This window comes from Streptomyces sp. NPDC107454 (assembly GCF_055582885.1).
The window spans coordinates 547,542-563,633 of sequence record NZ_JBVJPA010000002.1 but is presented as its reverse complement, the minus strand read 5'-3'; the positions used below and the strand labels follow the sequence as shown (position 1 = coordinate 563,633).

The 16,092-nt window shown below is 69.8% G+C and carries 14 protein-coding genes; 9 read left to right on the top strand and 5 right to left on the bottom strand.

Features of this window, described 5'->3' with window-relative positions; all coding sequences use genetic code 11:
* Nucleotides 1-3 precede the first annotated feature (3 nt).
* Nucleotides 4-1,068 carry a LacI family DNA-binding transcriptional regulator gene (locus ACZ69M_RS06680; protein ID WP_470047229.1) on the bottom strand — a complete coding sequence of 355 codons (1,065 nt, stop codon included), beginning with the start codon at nucleotides 1,066-1,068 and terminating at the stop codon, nucleotides 4-6.
* 220 nt (nucleotides 1,069-1,288) lie between these two features.
* On the opposite strand from ACZ69M_RS06680, the gene ACZ69M_RS06675 reads away from it, so the two are divergent.
* On the top strand, nucleotides 1,289-2,248 hold the full coding sequence (locus ACZ69M_RS06675) for an ROK family protein (RefSeq protein WP_470047227.1): 960 nt from the start codon (nucleotides 1,289-1,291) through the stop codon (nucleotides 2,246-2,248).
* Between the two features lie 396 nt (nucleotides 2,249-2,644).
* Here the strand turns inward: ACZ69M_RS06675 and ACZ69M_RS06670 are convergent, their stop codons facing one another.
* Nucleotides 2,645-4,675: an NPCBM/NEW2 domain-containing protein gene (locus ACZ69M_RS06670; protein ID WP_470047226.1), complete on the bottom strand. Its 2,031-nt coding sequence runs from the start codon at nucleotides 4,673-4,675 to the stop codon at nucleotides 2,645-2,647.
* A 267-nt stretch (nucleotides 4,676-4,942) separates the two neighbouring features.
* Between ACZ69M_RS06670 and ACZ69M_RS06665 the strand changes: the two genes are divergently transcribed.
* From ACZ69M_RS06665 to ACZ69M_RS06655, 3 genes are read left to right on the top strand one after another with little or no spacing between them, the layout of a single operon-like run.
* A complete protein-coding gene (locus ACZ69M_RS06665; RefSeq protein ID WP_470047551.1) occupies nucleotides 4,943-6,211 on the top strand; it encodes an ABC transporter substrate-binding protein in 1,269 nt (422 codons plus the stop codon).
* 20 nt (nucleotides 6,212-6,231) lie between these two features.
* Nucleotides 6,232-7,146 (top strand): carbohydrate ABC transporter permease, encoded by a 915-nt coding sequence (locus ACZ69M_RS06660; RefSeq protein WP_079065231.1) that lies wholly within the window; start codon nucleotides 6,232-6,234, stop codon nucleotides 7,144-7,146.
* Nucleotides 7,143-8,072, top strand: a complete 930-nt coding sequence (locus tag ACZ69M_RS06655) for a carbohydrate ABC transporter permease (protein ID WP_470047224.1) — start codon at nucleotides 7,143-7,145, stop codon at nucleotides 8,070-8,072. The genes ACZ69M_RS06660 and ACZ69M_RS06655 overlap by 4 nt, the downstream gene beginning before the upstream one ends.
* Before the next feature lie 58 nt (nucleotides 8,073-8,130).
* Here the strand turns inward: ACZ69M_RS06655 and ACZ69M_RS06650 are convergent, their stop codons facing one another.
* Both ACZ69M_RS06650 and ACZ69M_RS06645 read right to left on the bottom strand, forming a co-directional pair.
* Nucleotides 8,131-8,352 carry a hypothetical protein gene (locus ACZ69M_RS06650; protein ID WP_402039637.1) on the bottom strand — a complete coding sequence of 74 codons (222 nt, stop codon included), beginning with the start codon at nucleotides 8,350-8,352 and terminating at the stop codon, nucleotides 8,131-8,133.
* Between the two features lie 257 nt (nucleotides 8,353-8,609).
* The gene (locus ACZ69M_RS06645; protein WP_252841671.1) at nucleotides 8,610-8,969 is read right to left on the bottom strand and encodes a hypothetical protein; all 360 of its coding nucleotides are present in this window, start codon (nucleotides 8,967-8,969) and stop codon (nucleotides 8,610-8,612) included.
* A 69-nt stretch (nucleotides 8,970-9,038) separates the two neighbouring features.
* Here ACZ69M_RS06645 and ACZ69M_RS06640 point away from each other — a divergent pair, with 69 nt between their 5' ends.
* The 4 genes from ACZ69M_RS06640 (at nucleotide 9,039) to ACZ69M_RS06625 (ending at nucleotide 13,060) form a co-directional block, all read left to right on the top strand.
* Nucleotides 9,039-10,013, top strand: coding sequence for a Clp protease N-terminal domain-containing protein (locus tag ACZ69M_RS06640; RefSeq protein ID WP_470047221.1), 975 nt, complete (start codon nucleotides 9,039-9,041; stop codon nucleotides 10,011-10,013).
* A gap of 346 nt (nucleotides 10,014-10,359) precedes the next feature.
* Nucleotides 10,360-11,478, top strand: a complete 1,119-nt coding sequence (locus tag ACZ69M_RS06635; protein WP_470047220.1) for an FAD-dependent oxidoreductase — start codon at nucleotides 10,360-10,362, stop codon at nucleotides 11,476-11,478.
* 202 nt (nucleotides 11,479-11,680) lie between these two features.
* Nucleotides 11,681-11,875 (top strand): hypothetical protein, encoded by a 195-nt coding sequence (locus ACZ69M_RS06630; RefSeq protein ID WP_470047218.1) that lies wholly within the window; start codon nucleotides 11,681-11,683, stop codon nucleotides 11,873-11,875.
* 144 nt (nucleotides 11,876-12,019) lie between these two features.
* Nucleotides 12,020-13,060, top strand: coding sequence for an NUDIX hydrolase (locus ACZ69M_RS06625; RefSeq protein WP_470047216.1), 1,041 nt, complete (start codon nucleotides 12,020-12,022; stop codon nucleotides 13,058-13,060).
* A gap of 185 nt (nucleotides 13,061-13,245) precedes the next feature.
* On the opposite strand, the gene ACZ69M_RS06620 is transcribed toward ACZ69M_RS06625, so the two are convergent.
* On the bottom strand, nucleotides 13,246-14,601 hold the full coding sequence (locus ACZ69M_RS06620; protein WP_470047214.1) for a M20/M25/M40 family metallo-hydrolase: 1,356 nt from the start codon (nucleotides 14,599-14,601) through the stop codon (nucleotides 13,246-13,248).
* A gap of 185 nt (nucleotides 14,602-14,786) precedes the next feature.
* On the opposite strand from ACZ69M_RS06620, the gene ACZ69M_RS06615 reads away from it, so the two are divergent.
* Entirely contained in the window at nucleotides 14,787-16,043 is a 1,257-nt protein-coding gene (locus ACZ69M_RS06615; RefSeq protein WP_470047212.1) for a geranylgeranyl reductase family protein, read from the top strand.
* Nucleotides 16,044-16,092: the final 49 nt, after the last annotated feature.

Here is a 16,092-nt window from a genome sequence, read left to right as displayed (position 1 = left end):
GGCTCAGTCAGCGGGCGGCAGTTCGCCCGAGCCGCGGGTGATCAGACGGGTCGGGAGTTCGATGCGTTCCGGGGTGATGAGGGTGCCCTCCAGCTGGCGGAAGAGGCGTTCGGCGGCGGTGCGGCCGAGGGTGGCGGCGTCCTGGGCGACGACGGTCACGCCGGGCTCGAGAAGGTCGGCGAGCTCGATGTCGTCGAAGCCGACGAGAGCGACGGGCCGGCCGCGCTCGGCGATGACACGGACGACCGTGACGGTGACGCGGTTGTTGCCGGCGAAGACCGCGGTGACGGGGGAGGGGCCGGACAGCATGTCCTCGGCCGCCTTCCGCACCCGCTGCGGGTCGGTGACGCCCAGGGACATCCAGGCGTCCTCGACGAGTATGCCCGCCTCCTCCATGGCCGCCCGGTAGCCGCGCAGCCGCTCGGCGGCGGTGTGGATACGCGGCATGTCGCCGATGAAGCCGATCCGGCGGTGGCCGTGGGCGATCAGATGGGCGACGCCGTCGCGGGCCCCGCCGAAGCTGTCGGACAGCACCACGTCGGCGTCGATCTGTCCCGCCGGGCGGTCCACGAACACCGTGGCGACGCCCGCCTTGATCTCGGGCTCCAGATAGCGGTGGTCGTCACCGGCCGGGATGATCACCAGCCCGTCCACGCGGCGTGCGCACAGGGCGAGAACCAGTTCCTGTTCGCGGTCGGGGTCCTCGGCGCTCGAGCCGTTGATGAGCAGCGCGCCGTGGGCGCGGGCCACCTCCTCGACCGCGCGGCTGAGGGGGCCGTAGAAGGGGTCGGCGAGGTCCTCCAGGACGAGGCCGATGCTCGCGGTGCGGCCCTTGCGCAGCACCCGGGCGCTGTCGTTGCGGCGGAAACCCAGCGCGTCAATGGCCTCCTGGACGCGGCGCTCGGTGTCCGGAGTGACTCCGGGCTCACCGTTGACGACCCGCGAGACCGTCTTGAGGCCCACCCCGGCTCGTGCCGCCACGTCCTTCATGGTCGGACGGTTGCCGTAGCGGTTCTCGGATCGGCGGGCGGTCTCTGCCACGATGCGCTGTCCTGTCCTGTCGTCCACGGTTCCCGTCGTCCACGCGGCGGTCCCTGTCGGCCACGGGTCCTGTTGTCCACGGGGGTGCGTCGGTCCATGGGGTTGTATGAGGATGTGGCGTCGAGCATAGAGCCTGGACAACGTTGTCAGATGCGGGAGACACTGTCCACCGCATTCTCCGGCCTGCGCCCCCCATCGCGAGACCGGTCTGCCCCTTTCACCAGGTTCACCGGGAGAACTGACACTGATGCACACCGACCTCGTGGCCGCGCTCGACATCGGCGGCACCAAGATCGCCGGAGCGCTGGTGGACGGCCGCGGCCGCATTCTTCTGCGCGCGCAGCGCGCGACGCCCGCGCAGGAGGACGGCGACACCGTGATGGGGGCCGTCGAGGAGGTGCTCGGCGAGCTGACCGCGTCACCGCTGTGGAGCCGGGCGGGGAGCGTCGGCATCGGCAGCGCGGGGCCGGTGGACGCCTCCGCGGGCACGGTGAGTCCGGTGAACGTGGCGGGCTGGCGCGACTACCCGCTCGTCGAGCGGGTCCGTGCGGCGACCGGGGACCTGCCGGTCGAGCTGATCGGCGACGGGGTGGCCATCACGGCCGCCGAGCACTGGCAGGGTGCGGCGCGCGGCCATGACAACGCCCTGTGCATGGTGGTCTCGACGGGTGTCGGGGGCGGGCTGGTCCTGAACGGTCAGCTCCACCCCGGTCCCACGGGCAACGCGGGCCACATCGGGCACATCAGCGTGGACCTCGACGGTGACCCCTGCCCGTGCGGTTCGCGCGGCTGCGTGGAGCGCATCGCGAGCGGTCCGAACATCGCGCGGCGGGCGCTGGAGGGCGGCTGGCGGCCGGGGCCCGACGGCGACACCTCGGCCGCCGCGGTGGCCGCCGCCGCGCGCGAGGGCGACCCGGTGGCGGTGGCCTCGTTCGCACGCGCGGCGAAGGCGCTGGCGGCGGGCATCGCGGCGACCGCGACCCTCGTCGAGATCGACATCGCCGTCATCGGCGGGGGAGTGGGCAAGGCCGGGGACGTGCTCTTCGAGCCACTCCGCAAGGCGCTGGCCGACTACGCCACCCTGTCGTTCGTGCAGCGGCTGACCGTGGCGCCCGCACTGATGGGCACGGACGCCGGTCTTGTCGGCGCGGCGGCGGCCGCGCTCAGCAGGCAGCCGAGCACGTCCGCGGAGCGGGTCGCGGGCTGACGCCGCGCCGGGCCGCGGCTGATCGGCCGGGGTCTGGGTCTGGCCTGCTGGGTCGGGGGTCGATGGCCTGGGCTGGGGCGGTTGGGCGGGTGTGCGCTGCGGTTTGTGTGTGCGGGCCGGGTGTGCCGCCCGGAGGTGCGGGTGATCCGACGGAGGCCAGGGGAGCGCGGTTGCGGCTCGAGTCGTGACCGGGCGTGCGGGCCGGGACCGATGCCCCCTGCGGGGAGCCTGCTTGGGGCAAGGCATCCGGCGCGGTCGGCCCGGCCCCGGTCGTGCCGAGTACTTCGGTGGTCGGCGGGGTGCCGGCGTGAGGTGGCCCGGCGACCGACAGCGGGCCCATCGGCCGGGTTTCCGTCCGCTGCCGAGCCGGAGGAGACCCCCGGCTCGGCGCATCGGTCAGCAGGTCAGTCGGGCGTCCGCCCAGTCCGCGTGGTCCGAGTCGACGCCGTCGCCGCCGTCGGTGACGACGAGGCGAACCACCTGGGCGCCGGTCACGTCGGCCGAGACCGGCTGGGCCGGCATGGCGTTGGTGAGGACCCCGGTCGAGGCGACCAACGCGTCATCCGCCCAGATCTCGAACGCGACGGTGCCCTTGGCGCCCTTCTCGTCGTCGACGCCGACCTCCGCGGTGACGGTCCGGCACCGCTTGCCGGTGTAGTACTCGATGGCGCTCGGGGCGTGCGCACCGAGTCCCTTGGCGTAGACGACTCCGCCGAGAGTGATCGGATGACCGTCGCCCGCGGCGCTCTCCCCGTTGCTGGTGTTGCGCTCAACCGGGCCGAATCCATTGGTCGTCGACAGCCATGGCAGGTCGCCGAGGTAGGACACGCCCGAAGGGGGAGCCACGACGACCGACACCGTGAGCGGGAGCACGCTCTCGGCGCGTATGCCGCTCGGTGAGCGGTACGTGGCCTTGAGCGTCAGGTCGTACGATCCCGTGGCCGTGCCCTCGGGCGCGGTGACCCGCCACTTCGTACGCAGGGAGTGTCCCGTGCGTACCGTGCCCGCCGTGGTGGGTGAGGCGGCCGCGACCTTCCAGCCCGCCGGACCGCTCAGCGCCACCGAGACGTGCCGCGCGGCCGTACGGCCGAGGTCGGTCACCGCCGACGTCAGGGAGACCGGCTTGGCCGCCTCCATCAACGGGCTGCCGTCCACGCCGAGTTCGACGGCGGGCGGGTTCTTGGCCCAGTGGCGGTCGGCCGAGACGCGGACGAGGACCGTGCCGTGCGCGGGGACGGTCGCGGAGATGGCGCCGGCGGTGTTGTAGCTCCGGTGCTGCCACAGGTCGCGCACGGTGTAGCCGTGGGCGGCCGGCAGTCCCACGGCCGCCGTGGTCGTGGCGATGTGCTGGGCGCTGCCGGTCTCGTTGAACAGCGCGACCGTCCGGCTGCCGTCCTTCATCTCCTTGGCGACGACCCAGCGTCCGCCCTCGGAGGAGAGCACGGTGCCCTGCTGGCCCAGTGGGTCCTGGTCGACCGCGATGACTTCCTTGTTGTCGAGGATGTCGAAGGTGGCGGGCGACGCCTTGCGCAGATCCGAGCCGATGAGCAGCGGAGCCGCCATGACCGACCACATCGAGAAGTGTGAGCGGTACTCGGTGTCGGTCATGCCGCCGTTGCCGACCTCCAGCATGTCCGGGTCGTTCCAGTGACCGGGACCCGCGTGCGGGGCGAGGGGCAGGTTCTGCTTGAGGATCGACAGCATCGAGCCCCAGTTGTCGCTGATGTCACCGGTCGTGCGCCACAGATGTCCGACGTCCGAAGCCCACTCCCAGGGCTTGTTCTGGCCCCATTCGCAGAGGCTGTAGACGATGGGCCGCCCGGTCGCCTTCAGTGCGTCCCGCATGGTCGTGTAGCGCAGCTTGGCGTCCACGCCCTGGTTGTTGCAGTTGTCGTACTTGAGGTAGTCGACGCCCCAGTCCGCGAACTGCTGGGCGTCGCTGTACTCGTGGCCGAGGGCGCCCGGGAACCCGACGCTGCTGCACGTCTTCGTGCCCGCGCTGGTGTAGATGCCGAGCTTGAGCCCCTTGGCGTGCACGTAGTCGGCGACCGCCTTGATCCCGTTCGGGAAGCGCACCGGGTCGGGTACCAGCTTGCCGTCGGCGTCCCGGGACGGCAGGGCCCAGCAGTCGTCCAGATTGACGTACTGGTACCCGGCGTCCTTGAGCCCCTTCTCCACGAAGAGGTCCGCGATCCCCTTGACCATGGTCTCGTTGAACTCGGCCCGGCAGTGTGTGGAGTTCCAGTTGTTGAAACCCATCGGAGGGGTGAGCGCGAGGCCGTCGGCCAGGGCGGGGGACGTGGGGGCCTCGGTGGGGGCGGAGGCGGCCAGGGCCTCCGGGGCGGTCAGGCCGGTCGTACACAACAGGGCCGTCGCGAGTGCTCCGACCACTCTTCGGCGGGTTGTGCGGGTGGGAAGGTGACGCATCGTTACGTTCCTCCGAACTCGCGAAAGATAGGATGACTGCATGTCCGCGACAAGGGTGCGCGCTTACGGTAGGACCTGTCCAACTCTGTTGGAAGAGAAGTGGTAACGGTTGTTCGATATCTCGTCTGAACCCTTGACGACACTCCGACATGGGAGTGAGATCCAAGCCTCGCGTTCGGTTGTGTTGGGTGGCACCCCGAGGAGGGGGACATGGCACAGTCATCGTTGAAGGGGATTGTCGTGCCCGAAGGCACCTCAGGTCATCGGATGTCCCGGCGAAATCTCTTGCGTGGCGCGGCTGTCGGAGCCGGCGCGCTCACGCTCCCCGCCCTGCTGTCCGCCTGCGGCGACGGGCCCGGCGGAAACAAGAACGAAGTCACCGTGGGGTCCAACGCCTCGGACCCGGTCCCCAAGAAGGCGTACGCGGCGGCCTTCTCGGCGTACGAGAAGGAGTCCGGCAAGAAGGTCAAGGCCAACACCAAGGACCACAACGACTTCCAGGAGAACATCAACCGCTATCTCCAGGGCACGCCCGACGACGTCTTCATGTGGTTCGCGGGGTATCGCATGCAGTACTTCGCGGAGAAGGGGCTCCTGCACGAGATCAGCGACGTGTGGAGCGGCTTCACCGGCTTCTCCGACGCCCTGAAGGAGCAGTCCACCCACTCCGGCAAGCAGTACTTCGTGCCGTACTACTACTATCCGTGGGCCGTTTTCCACCGCAAGAGCCTCTTCCAGTCCAAGGGCTACCAACAGCCCAAGACCTGGGACGACTTCATCGCGCTGGCCAAGCGGATGTCCAAGGACGGGACGCCGGTCGCCTTCTGTGACAAGGACGGCTGGCCCGCGATGGGCACCTTCGACTACATCAACATGCGCCTGAACGGCTACGACTTCCACAAGTCCCTGATGGCCGGCACGGAGGCATGGACCGACAGCAAGGTGAAGAACGTCTTCGACACCTGGCGCGAGGTCATGCCCTACTACCAGAAGGGCGCCCTCGGCCGGACCTGGGAGGAGGCCGGGCAGAGCCTGCAGCAGCGCAAGACGGGGATGGCGGTCTTCGGAATGCCGCATCCGGGCACCCAGTTCCCCGAGAACGAACGCGACGACATCGACTTCTTCGCCTTCCCCGAGATCGATCCGCAGTACGCGCAGGACGCCGTGGAAGCACCGATCGACGGCTTCCTGGTCGCCAAGAAGTCGAAGAACCTCGACGGGGCCAAGGCCCTCCTGAAATGGCTGGGCACCCCCACCGCCGAGAACACCTACCTCGCCCTCGACCCCAACAACGTGGCAGTCAACGACGGGGCCGACACCACGAAGTACAGCGCCCTGCAGAAGAAGTCGGCCCAGCTCGTCTCGGGCGCCAAGCAGATCTCGCAGTTCATGGACCGTGACACCCGTCCGGACTTCGCCTCGACCGTGATGATCAAGGCGATCCAGGACTTCATCGGCAACCCGAAGGACGTCGACGGTCTCTGCAACAGCATCGAACGACAGAAGAAGACCATCTTCTCGTCGCCCGTCGGCTGATCACTGGGGGAAGACGTTCCGTGGCGCTCAACATCCCACGGCGCGCCGGACGACGGCGGCTGCGGCGGTTCACCCGCCGCGACACCGTCGTCCTCGGCGTGCTCCTCGGCATACCCGTCCTGCTCGACATCGTCATCGTCTGGGGCCCGACCCTCGCCTCCATCGGGCTCTCCTTCACCTCCTGGGACGGCGTCGGCGACATCCACTGGGTGGGCGGCGACAACTACAAGAACGTGTTCGAGAACTACCCGGCGTTCTGGCCCGCCGTCCGCCACAACGTTCTGTGGCTGCTCTTCCTCGGCCTGATCGCCACCCCGTTCGGACTGTTCCTCGCGGTGCTCATCGACCGCGGAGTGCGCTTCAGCCGCTTCTACCAGTCCGTGATCTATCTGCCGGTCGTGCTCTCGCTCGCCATCGTCGGCTTCATCGCCCAGCTGATCCTCGGCACCGACCAGGGCGTGGTCAACACGATCCTCAACAACCACGAGAACCCGATCGACTGGCTCGGCGACGCGCACCTCAACATCTGGATGATGATGATCGCGGCGAGCTGGCGGCACACGGGTTACGTCATGATCCTCTACCTCGCCGGACTCAAGTCCGTCGACCCGCAGCTGAAGGAAGCCGCCGCGATCGACGGCGCCAACGCCCGCCAGACCTTCTTCCGCGTCGTCTTCCCGACGCTGCGCCCGGTCAACGTGATCGTCGGCGTCATCACCGTCATCGAGGCGCTGCGCGCGTTCGACATCGTCTACGCGGTCAACAAGGGCCGCAACGGCCTGGAACTGCTTTCCGTCCTGATCACCGACAACATCATCGGGGAAGCCAGCCGCATCGGATTCGGCTCCGCCATCGCGGTCGTCCTGCTCACCGTCTCCCTGGGGTTCATCGTGACGTTCCTGGTCCAAGAGCTGCGAGGTGCGCGCGAACGATGACCGCCGACATCCGCACCGGCGCCCCCGTGCGCCCGGCACCCGCTCCGGAGCCGACGCCCGCTCCCCGCCGCCGGCCGCGCGCCGGCCGCTTCGGCGTCCACATCTTCCTGATGGGCGTCTCGCTCGCCTTCCTCGCGCCGCTCCTGCTCGCCGTCTACGCCTCGCTGCGCCCGTACGAGGAGACGGCGCAGAACGGCTACTTCTCCTTCCCGAAGCACCTGTCCTTCGAGTACTACCGCCGCGCCTACAGCGAATCCGGCATGGGCAAGTACTTCACCAACACCCTGCTCATCGCCGTGCCCGCCGTCCTCGTGACCCTCTTCCTCGCCTCGTTCGTCGCCTTCGCCGTGTCCCGGCTGAAGCTGCGCGGGGGCCTCGTCCTGCTGATGTTCTTCACCGCGGGCAACCTGCTGCCCCAGCAGGTCATCGTCACCCCGCTGTACGTCCTGTTCAACAAGATCCCGCTGCCCTGGTGGATGTCCGACTCGCTGACGATGTACGACTCCTACTGGGCCGTCATCATCGTCAACATCGGGTTCCAGATGGGCTTCTGCGTCTTCGTGCTGGCCAATTTCATGCGGACGCTGCCGCAGGAGATCCTCGAGGCCGCCATCGTCGACGGCGCGGGCGTGTGGACGCAGTTCTGGCGCATCACCCTTCCGCTGTGCCGCCCCGCCCTCGCGGCCCTCGGGACCCTCGAGTTCACCTGGATCTACAACGACTTCCTCTGGGCCCTGATCTTCATCTCCAACCCCGACAAGCTTCCGATCACGTCATCCCTCAACAACCTCCGCGGCCAGTTCTTCACCGACTACAACCTGCTGGCCGCGGGCTCCGTCCTGGTCGCCCTCCCCACGATCCTGGTCTTCCTGCTCCTGCAACGGCACTTCGTCGCGGGCCTGACCCTGGGCTCCACCAAGGGGTAGGTCCTGACCTGCAGATTCAAGGCTTGTTGAAGGTGTCGGCCTCGGGCTCGGCCGCTCGTCACGTCGGCGGAGACCACGCTTCAGGCCCGCCGCCGTGCCACTCGATCACCTTTGAGTTGGCTACATCGACTTCGTCGATCCCTTCCAGTCCGGCGTAGCGGAGGAAGGCGGCCAGGTCGCGCAGCGAGTGTGCGGTGAGCAGCTCTCCGTTGACGCGCACCTGTCGGCTGCCGTCGGTCGGCGATGGTGGGTACACGATCACGTGCAGCTCTCCGGGCATGGTTTCAGGCTCGCTCGGCCCGCCCGGATGCGCATCCGGAGCGCGGGCTCAGCGCGCCTCGCGCAGCGCGTGCCGGACGGCGTGGGCGCTCGTAGGCTGATCCAGTTCGCTGATGTAGTTTCTCGCCACACACGTCATGTTGATCTTCTGTGACCTGCGGGTTCTGGGTGGCCTTACACCCTGGTCGTGGATGCGCGGGCGGCTCCGGCGACAGTGTCACCGTTCCGGGCCGATGGCGCGGTGCTGCTCGCGCGCGCTCACTTCCGCTCCAGCGCGGCCAGCCGCAGCTCAAGCTGGTCGACCCGGTGCCGTAGCAGGGTGACCTGGGCTTCCAGGCTGACTTCCCGTTCCGCCCGGCGCTGAATCCGCGGTGACGCTGCTGCGCGCTCGATCACCGCGTCCAGCTGGACCAGGCGCTGCGGCCCGTTCGGGCCGTCCACCAGCCGGGACTGTATCTCGCCATTGCGGTACCAGGACCGCAGGGCCGAGCGGGAAACGCCGGTCTCGGCTTCCGCCTTGGCCAGCGTGACCCAGGGTGTCTCGTCCAGCTGCTCGAACAGCTCCAGCTCGTTCTGCCAGCGCGCGAGCCGGTCCTCCCAGTCCGACGGTGTCTCCATCACACCCTCCCTTCAGCAGAGTGACCCTGTCAATAACAGTGTATTGACAGGGGTTGAGAGCATAGAACCATGCCATTTGAACGGTTCACGGTGGAAGCCCGCAAGGTGGTCGTCACGGCTCAGGAGGAGGCGAGGCTGCTCAAGCACAACCACATCGGCACGGAGCACATCCTGTTGGGGTTGCTCGACGCGCCGGACAGCACGGCGGCGAAAGTTCTGCGCCAGCTCGGCTACGACAAGGAGACGGCGCAGGTCGACATCGCCGCGGTCGCCAAGCCCGGCACGGAGCAGCTGAGCGGCCATATCCCGTTCGCGCCGGGCGCGAAGAAGACGCTGGACCTCGCCCTGCGAGAGGCGCAGCAGCTGCACCACACCTCCATCGGTACGGAACACATCCTGCTTGCCCTGGTCACCGGGGAAGGTGAGGGCCTCGGCGCGAAGGTGCTTGCCGAGCGGATCGATCCGGTCAGCAAGATCCGTGCCGCGGTGTTGGCATCACTGGAGGGATCGCAGGACGCCGCGACCGGACCATGGCCGGCCGGCACACCTGCCACCCAGGACACCGTGTCCGCCGCCAGCGCGCTGGCGGGTGGTGCGCCGGTCGGCAGCCATCACCTGCTTGAGGCGATGCTGCGGGCGGAGAACAGCATGGCGGCCAGGGTGCTGCGCGAACTCGGGGTCGACCCTGACGCGGTCGCCGCCAAGATCGACGAACTGGATCCGGAGACGACCACGGACGCGAACCCGGAGGAGGCCGCTGCGCGCAAGATGGAAATCCGGCTGGTCGACGACGAGGTGCACCTGATCCTGCGGGACCCGGCAACGGTCACGCTCGCCAAGAAGGTCACCGAGCTGTCCGACGGCCCGATCCAAGGCGTCGGGCCGGTGGCCGGCATGTTCGTCCCGCTCTGGCGGTCGACCCACCAGGTGCTGCTGCAGATCCAGCGTGTGCTGGAACCGGAACCCGAGGAAGAGGACGGATCCGCCGGGAGCAAGGCGGCCAAGGTCGTGCGCACGGTCCTCGCGCCCCGGCTCCGCCGGTGAACCGGCTGGACAACGGGCCGGAACCGGTCCGTGGGACAGGCGAGGACGGGGGCGCGGTGAGCGACGATGCGCCGACGCCGTTCTCGTCGACGACCAGGGCGTCGTTCACAGGCGCGTGCGCCGCGCCCACCGAGGTGCAGCGCGGCGTCTGTCAGGCCGTCGCCGCCGGCCGGCGCGCGCTGCTGGTCGCGCCTCGCCGAGCCCGTCGAGGCCGGTTGGCCGACCAGGTTCCGGGCCGAGGCGATCGGCGAGTCCGGTGTCGCGTGCGGCGCCCCGCCGGTGGTGGCCCGCGCGCACCACGGGTTGATGTCCCGCGAGCAGGCCATACGGCGAATCGGAGCCACCCATGACCGTCACCATCGTCGGAGCAGGACTGGGCGGGCTGGCTCTTGCCCGTGTGCTGCACATGAACGGCATCGACGCCGTCGTGTACGAACGGGAATCGTCGCGCGGCGCGCGCGGTCAGGGCGGCATGCTCGATCTGCACTCCGGGACCGGGCAGCGGGCGATGCGCGAGGCCGGTCTGATCGACCAGTTCCACGCGATCGCCCGTCGTGAAGGCCAGGACCTGCGACTTCTCGAGCCGGACGGCACCCTGCTGCTCCAGGAGGACACGCCCGACGACGCCCCGCTCGAGCGGCCCGAGGTCGACCGTGCCGATCTGCGCAACCTGCTGCTGGACTCTCTCCCCGAACACGCGGTGCGCTGGGGGCACGCGCTCGAGGCCGCCGACCACGGCCTGCTGCACTTCGCCGACGGCAGCAGTGCGACGTACGACCTGCTGGTCGGCGCCGATGGTGTGGACTCCCGGGTCCGCGCGCTGCTCACCGACGCCCGCCCGGCGCACACGGGCCACCACGTCGTCGAGCTCGGTATTCCGGACATCGACCGCACCCACCCGGACCTCGCGGCGATGGTGGGGCGCGGCAACTACTGGGTGCTCGGCAACGGGCAGTCCCTGTCGGCGCAGCGCAACGGCGACGGCCGCGTACGCGTCTACCTCGGCTTCTACAACACCACCGAGGACTGGTTCGCCACCAGTGGGGTCCCGTTCGGCGACCCGGCCGCCGCCCGGGTGCGGCTGATCGACCTGCTGACCGGCTGGGACTCACGGTTCACCGCACTGATCGCAGCCTGCGACGACACGGTCGTGCCGCGGTCGATCACCACTCTCCCGGTCGGTCTGACCTGGCCGTCTAGGCCGGACGTCACACTGCTCGGCGATGCCGCGCACCTCATGCCGCCGGTGGGGCAAGGCGCCAACATGGCGCTGCTCGACGGCGCCCTGCTCGGCCTCGCGCTGGCCGCGCACCCGGACGACTTTCCCGCCGCCGTCAAAGACTACGAACGCGAGATGTTCGAACGCACCAGCGCCGCCGGTCGGCAGTCCGCGCGCGTCCAGGACATCCTGATGTCGCCGGACGCCAGTCGGAAAATGCTCGCGTTCTTCCAACCTGGCGTCTGACAGGCCCGTCCTGATCGCTTTCGTCCGCCGGCCCGCGTTGTCAGTGGCCGCCCGTAGCATTGTCGTCAACATCCCAACGATCCAGTCGGGTTGTTGCTGATGCCCCGCCCGGAACAGCGCCCGGTGCGGGGCTCGCTGCTGGAGGAGCGGGAGTTGCGTGCCCCACCCGTGACTCCTCGTCGCGTGCGGAGTTGAACCGGGCATGAAGAAGCGCAGCATGCTCGCCATCGCCTCCCTCGCCACTGGATTCGTCGTCGCGGCGATCACCCCGTCCCACGCCGTCGACAGGGACTCCCTGGGCGACCTGCCAGTCAAGGACACGCTCAGCAGCCTCGACCACACGCTCAGCAGCGACAGCCTGGCCGTGGACGACACCGCGCTCGGCCAGGACGGCTGAGGCGCCGGGACGGACACACGGCGCCGGTGCTCCCCGGGACGGAACACCGGCGCCGCGCCGTCGGCTCCCTCATCTGCGGCTGGTTTCCGTGGCAGGGTGAAGCGGGCAAGCCTCAGGGGGCCAATAGAAGAGGGGGAACTGTCCGTGATCGTCTGGATCAACGGAGCGTTCGGTGCGGGGAAGACCACCACCGCACGGGAACTGATCGACCTGATCCCGAACAGCACGCTCTTCGACCCCGAGGTGATCGGCGGCGAGCTCGCGCACCTGCTGCCCGCCAAACGCCTCGCCGAAGTCGGCGACTTCCAGGACCTGCCGATCTGGCGGCGCCTGGTGGTCGACACTGCGGCCGCCCTGCTCGCGGAGCTCGGCGGCGTGCTCGTGGTTCCCATGACCCTGCTGCGCCAGGAGTACCGTGACGAGATCTTCGGCGGCCTCGCCTCGCGCCGGATCGAAGTACGCCATGTGCTCCTCGCCCCGGCGGAAACGATCCTGCGGGCGCGCATAGCCGACCGGGAGATACCCGAGGACCTCCCCGACGGCGAGATACGGGTGCGCCAGTGGTCCTACGACCACATCGAGCCCTACCGCGCTGCGCTCGCCTCCTGGCTCACCGCCGACGCCCACCTCGTCGACACCAGCGCCCTCACCCCGTACGACACCGCGCTGCGCGTCGCCGAAGCCGTACGCACCGGTGACGCGTCGGCGTGCGACATCGTGCAGACCCCCGAACCGACCTCCGAGACCGTCGCCGCCGGAGTCCTCCTCTTCGACGAGGAGGACCGGGTGCTGCTCGTCGACCCCACCTACAAGGCGGGCTGGGAGTTTCCCGGCGGCGTCGTCGAACCGGGGGAGGCTCCCGCGCGCGGCGGCATGCGCGAGGTCGCCGAGGAGACCGGCATACGGCTCGAGGACGTACCCGGTCTGCTGGTGGTGGACTGGGAGCCGCCCGCACCCCCGGGCTACGGCGGTCTGCGCCTTCTCTTCGACGGCGGCCGCCTCGGCTCCGACGAGGCCCGCCGGCTGCTGCTCCCCGGCCCCGAACTGCGCGCCTGGCGCTTCGTGACCGAGCGGGAGGCGGCGGACCTGCTGCCACCGGTGCGCTACGAGCGACTGCGGTGGGCCCTGCGGGCGCGGGAGCGCGGCGCCGCACTCTACCTGGAGGCCGGCATACCGCTCGGCTGACGTCGATGCCGGGCCACCCCACGACTGACGTCGACGGTGTACGGACACCTGGTGATCCGGCGCCGACGGTGTACGGACACCGGGTGATCGGGTGTCGACGGTCAACGGCGCACGGAGTGGAGGCTGTTCAGACGGCCGAGCCAGAGGGTCCTCGCCGGGTGGCGAGGACCCTCTCGGCCGGGTGGTCAGCTCGCCGCGTACTTCTGGAGGAACAGCGCCTCCGTGACCGAGAGACGCTCCAGCTCGTCGGGGGAGACGCTCTCGTTCACGGCGTGGATCTGCGCCTTCGGCTCACTCAGGCCGATGAGGAGGATCTCCGCGTGCGGGTAGAGCGAGGCGAGGGTGTTGCACAGCGGGATGGAACCGCCCTGTCCCGCGGACTGCATCTCCTCGCCCGGGTAGGCGACCGCCATCGCCTCGGCCATCGCCGTGTACGCCGGGCTGGAGGTGTCGGCGCGGAACGGCTGGCCCTGGCCGATCTGCTCGGTGCTCACCCGCGCGCCCCACGGCGTGCGCGCCTCCAGATGCGCCTGCAGGAGCTTGGTCGCCTCGACCGCGTCCACGCCCGGCGGCACCCGCAGGCTCACCAGCGCCCGCGCGCCCGCCTGTACGGACGGGGTGGCGCCGACGACCGGCGGGCAGTCGATGCCGAGCACGGTGACGGCGGGACGCGCCCAGATGCGGTCGGCGACCGTACCCGAGCCGATCAACTCGACTCCGTCCAGCACCTTGGCGTCCTTGCGGAACGCCTCTTCCTCGTACTGCAACCCATCCCAGCGCGCGTCCCCGGACAGTCCGTCGATCGTCGTCGAGCCGTCCTCGGCGCGCAGCGAGTCCAGTACGCGGATCAGCGCGCCCAGCGCGTCGGGCGCCGCCCCGCCGAACTGACCCGAGTGCAGATTGCCTTCCAGCGTGTCGATCTGCACGCGAACGAGCGTCATCCCGCGCAGGGTCGAGGTGACCGTCGGCAGACCCAGCCGGAAGTTGCCGACATCGCCGATGACGATGGTGTCGGCGGTCAGCAACTCCGGGTGCTGTTCGGCGTACTGCTCAAGACCGCCCGTGCCCTGCTCCTCCGAACCCTCGACGATCACCTTGACGCTCACCGGGACGCCACCGTTCGCCTTCAGCGCGCGCAGCGCGAGCAGGTGCATGATGAACCCGCCCTTGCAGTCGGCGGCGCCGCGCCCGTACCAGCGGCCGTCGCGCTCCGTCAGCTCGAACGCCGGGGTCGTCCAGGCAGCCTCGTCCAGCGGCGGCTGCACGTCGTAGTGCGCGTACAGCAGCACGGTCTTGGCGCCCTCGGGCCCGGGCAGGAAGCCGTACACCGACTGCGTGCCGTCCGGGGTGTCCAGCAGCGCCACGTCCTGAAAACCCTCGGCGCGCAGCGCGTCGGCGATCCAGTTCGCGGCGCCCTCGCTCTCACTCCTGGGGTACTGGTCGAAGTCCGCCACCGACTTGAAGGCCACCAGTTCGGTGAGCTCCGCCTGCGCCCTGGGCATGAGCGAGGCGACGGTCTCGGCGACCGGATTCGACGACATGGGCACGCTCCTTGTAGGTGCGACGTTGTACTTCTGTGTACAAGTGATCGGGTGGTGCGTACGCGCGTTCCTGGTGTGCAGGGCGCATACGCCCCCGATCCTCCCACAGTGGCCTGCGGCGATGCCCGCCGTAGGATGCTCGGGACCGTGGCGGCAGACGGCTGGACTGGGAGCAGTAGACCATCGTGAGCAGCGAGAACTCTTCGGCGGACGACGAACAGCGGGTGTGGGACGTCGTCGTGGTCGGCGCGGGGCCCGCGGGCGCCTCGGCCGCCTATGCGGCAGCGGTCGCGGGACGCAGCGTCCTGCTGCTGGAGAAGGCGGAACTGCCCCGCTACAAGACGTGTGGCGGCGGCATCATCGGCCCCTCGCGCGACGCCCTGCCACCCGGCTTCGAGCTACCGCTCCAGGACCGGGTGCACGCGGTCACGTTCTCGCTCGACGGCAAGTTCACCCGCACCCGGCGCTCCAAGCAGATGCTGTTCGGGCTCATCAACCGGCCCGAGTTCGACCAGCAGCTCGTCGAGCACGCCCAGAAGGCGGGCGCCGAGCTGCGCACGGGAGTGACGGTCTCGCGGGTCGAACAGCACGGGTCCGCCGTGCCCGACCGGCGCACCGTCGCCGTCGTCCTCCAGGGCGGCGAGGCCGTGCTGGCGCGGGCGGTCGTCGGCGCGGACGGCAGCGCCAGCCGTATAGGGGCGCACGTCGGGGTGAAGCTCGACCAGGTCGACCTCGGCCTGGAGGCGGAGATCCCGGTGCCGGAGACCGTCGCCGAGGACTGGCAGGGACGGGTCCTGATCGACTGGGGTCCCATGCCGGGCAGTTACGGCTGGGTGTTCCCCAAGGGGGACACGCTCACCGTCGGCGTGATCTCCGCGCGCGGCGAAGGCGCCGCCACCAAGCGGTACTTGGAGGACTTCATCGCCCGGCTCGGGCTCGCCGGCTTCGAGCCGAGCGTCTCCTCCGGACACCTGACGCGCTGCCGCGCCGACGACTCTCCGCTGTCGCGCGGGCGGGTGCTGGTCTGCGGCGACGCGGCGGGGCTGCTCGAACCCTGGACCCGCGAGGGCATCTCCTTCGCGCTGCGCTCCGGACGGCTCGCGGGGGAGTGGTCGGTACGGATCGCCGAGGCGCACGACGCGGTGGACACCCGGCGCCAGGCGCTCAACTACGCCTTCGCCATCAAGGCGGGGCTCGGCGTGGAGATGGCCGTCGGCAAGAGCATGCTCGCGGCCTTCGAGCGTCGGCCGGGCATGCTCCACGCGGCGATCACCAGTTTCCGGCCCGCCTGGAAGGCGTTCGCCGGGATCACCCGCGGTTCGACCACGCTGGGCGAGATGGTGCGTTCCCACCCGATGGCAGGGCGCGCCCTGTCCGCGCTCGACCGGCGACCGGCCGTCGCCGCGCCGACGGCCGTCGACAGCGCTCCGACCACGGAGTGACCGTTGGCCGCGGAGCCTGCCCGTGGAGTGGCCGGCGGCTGACGGGGGT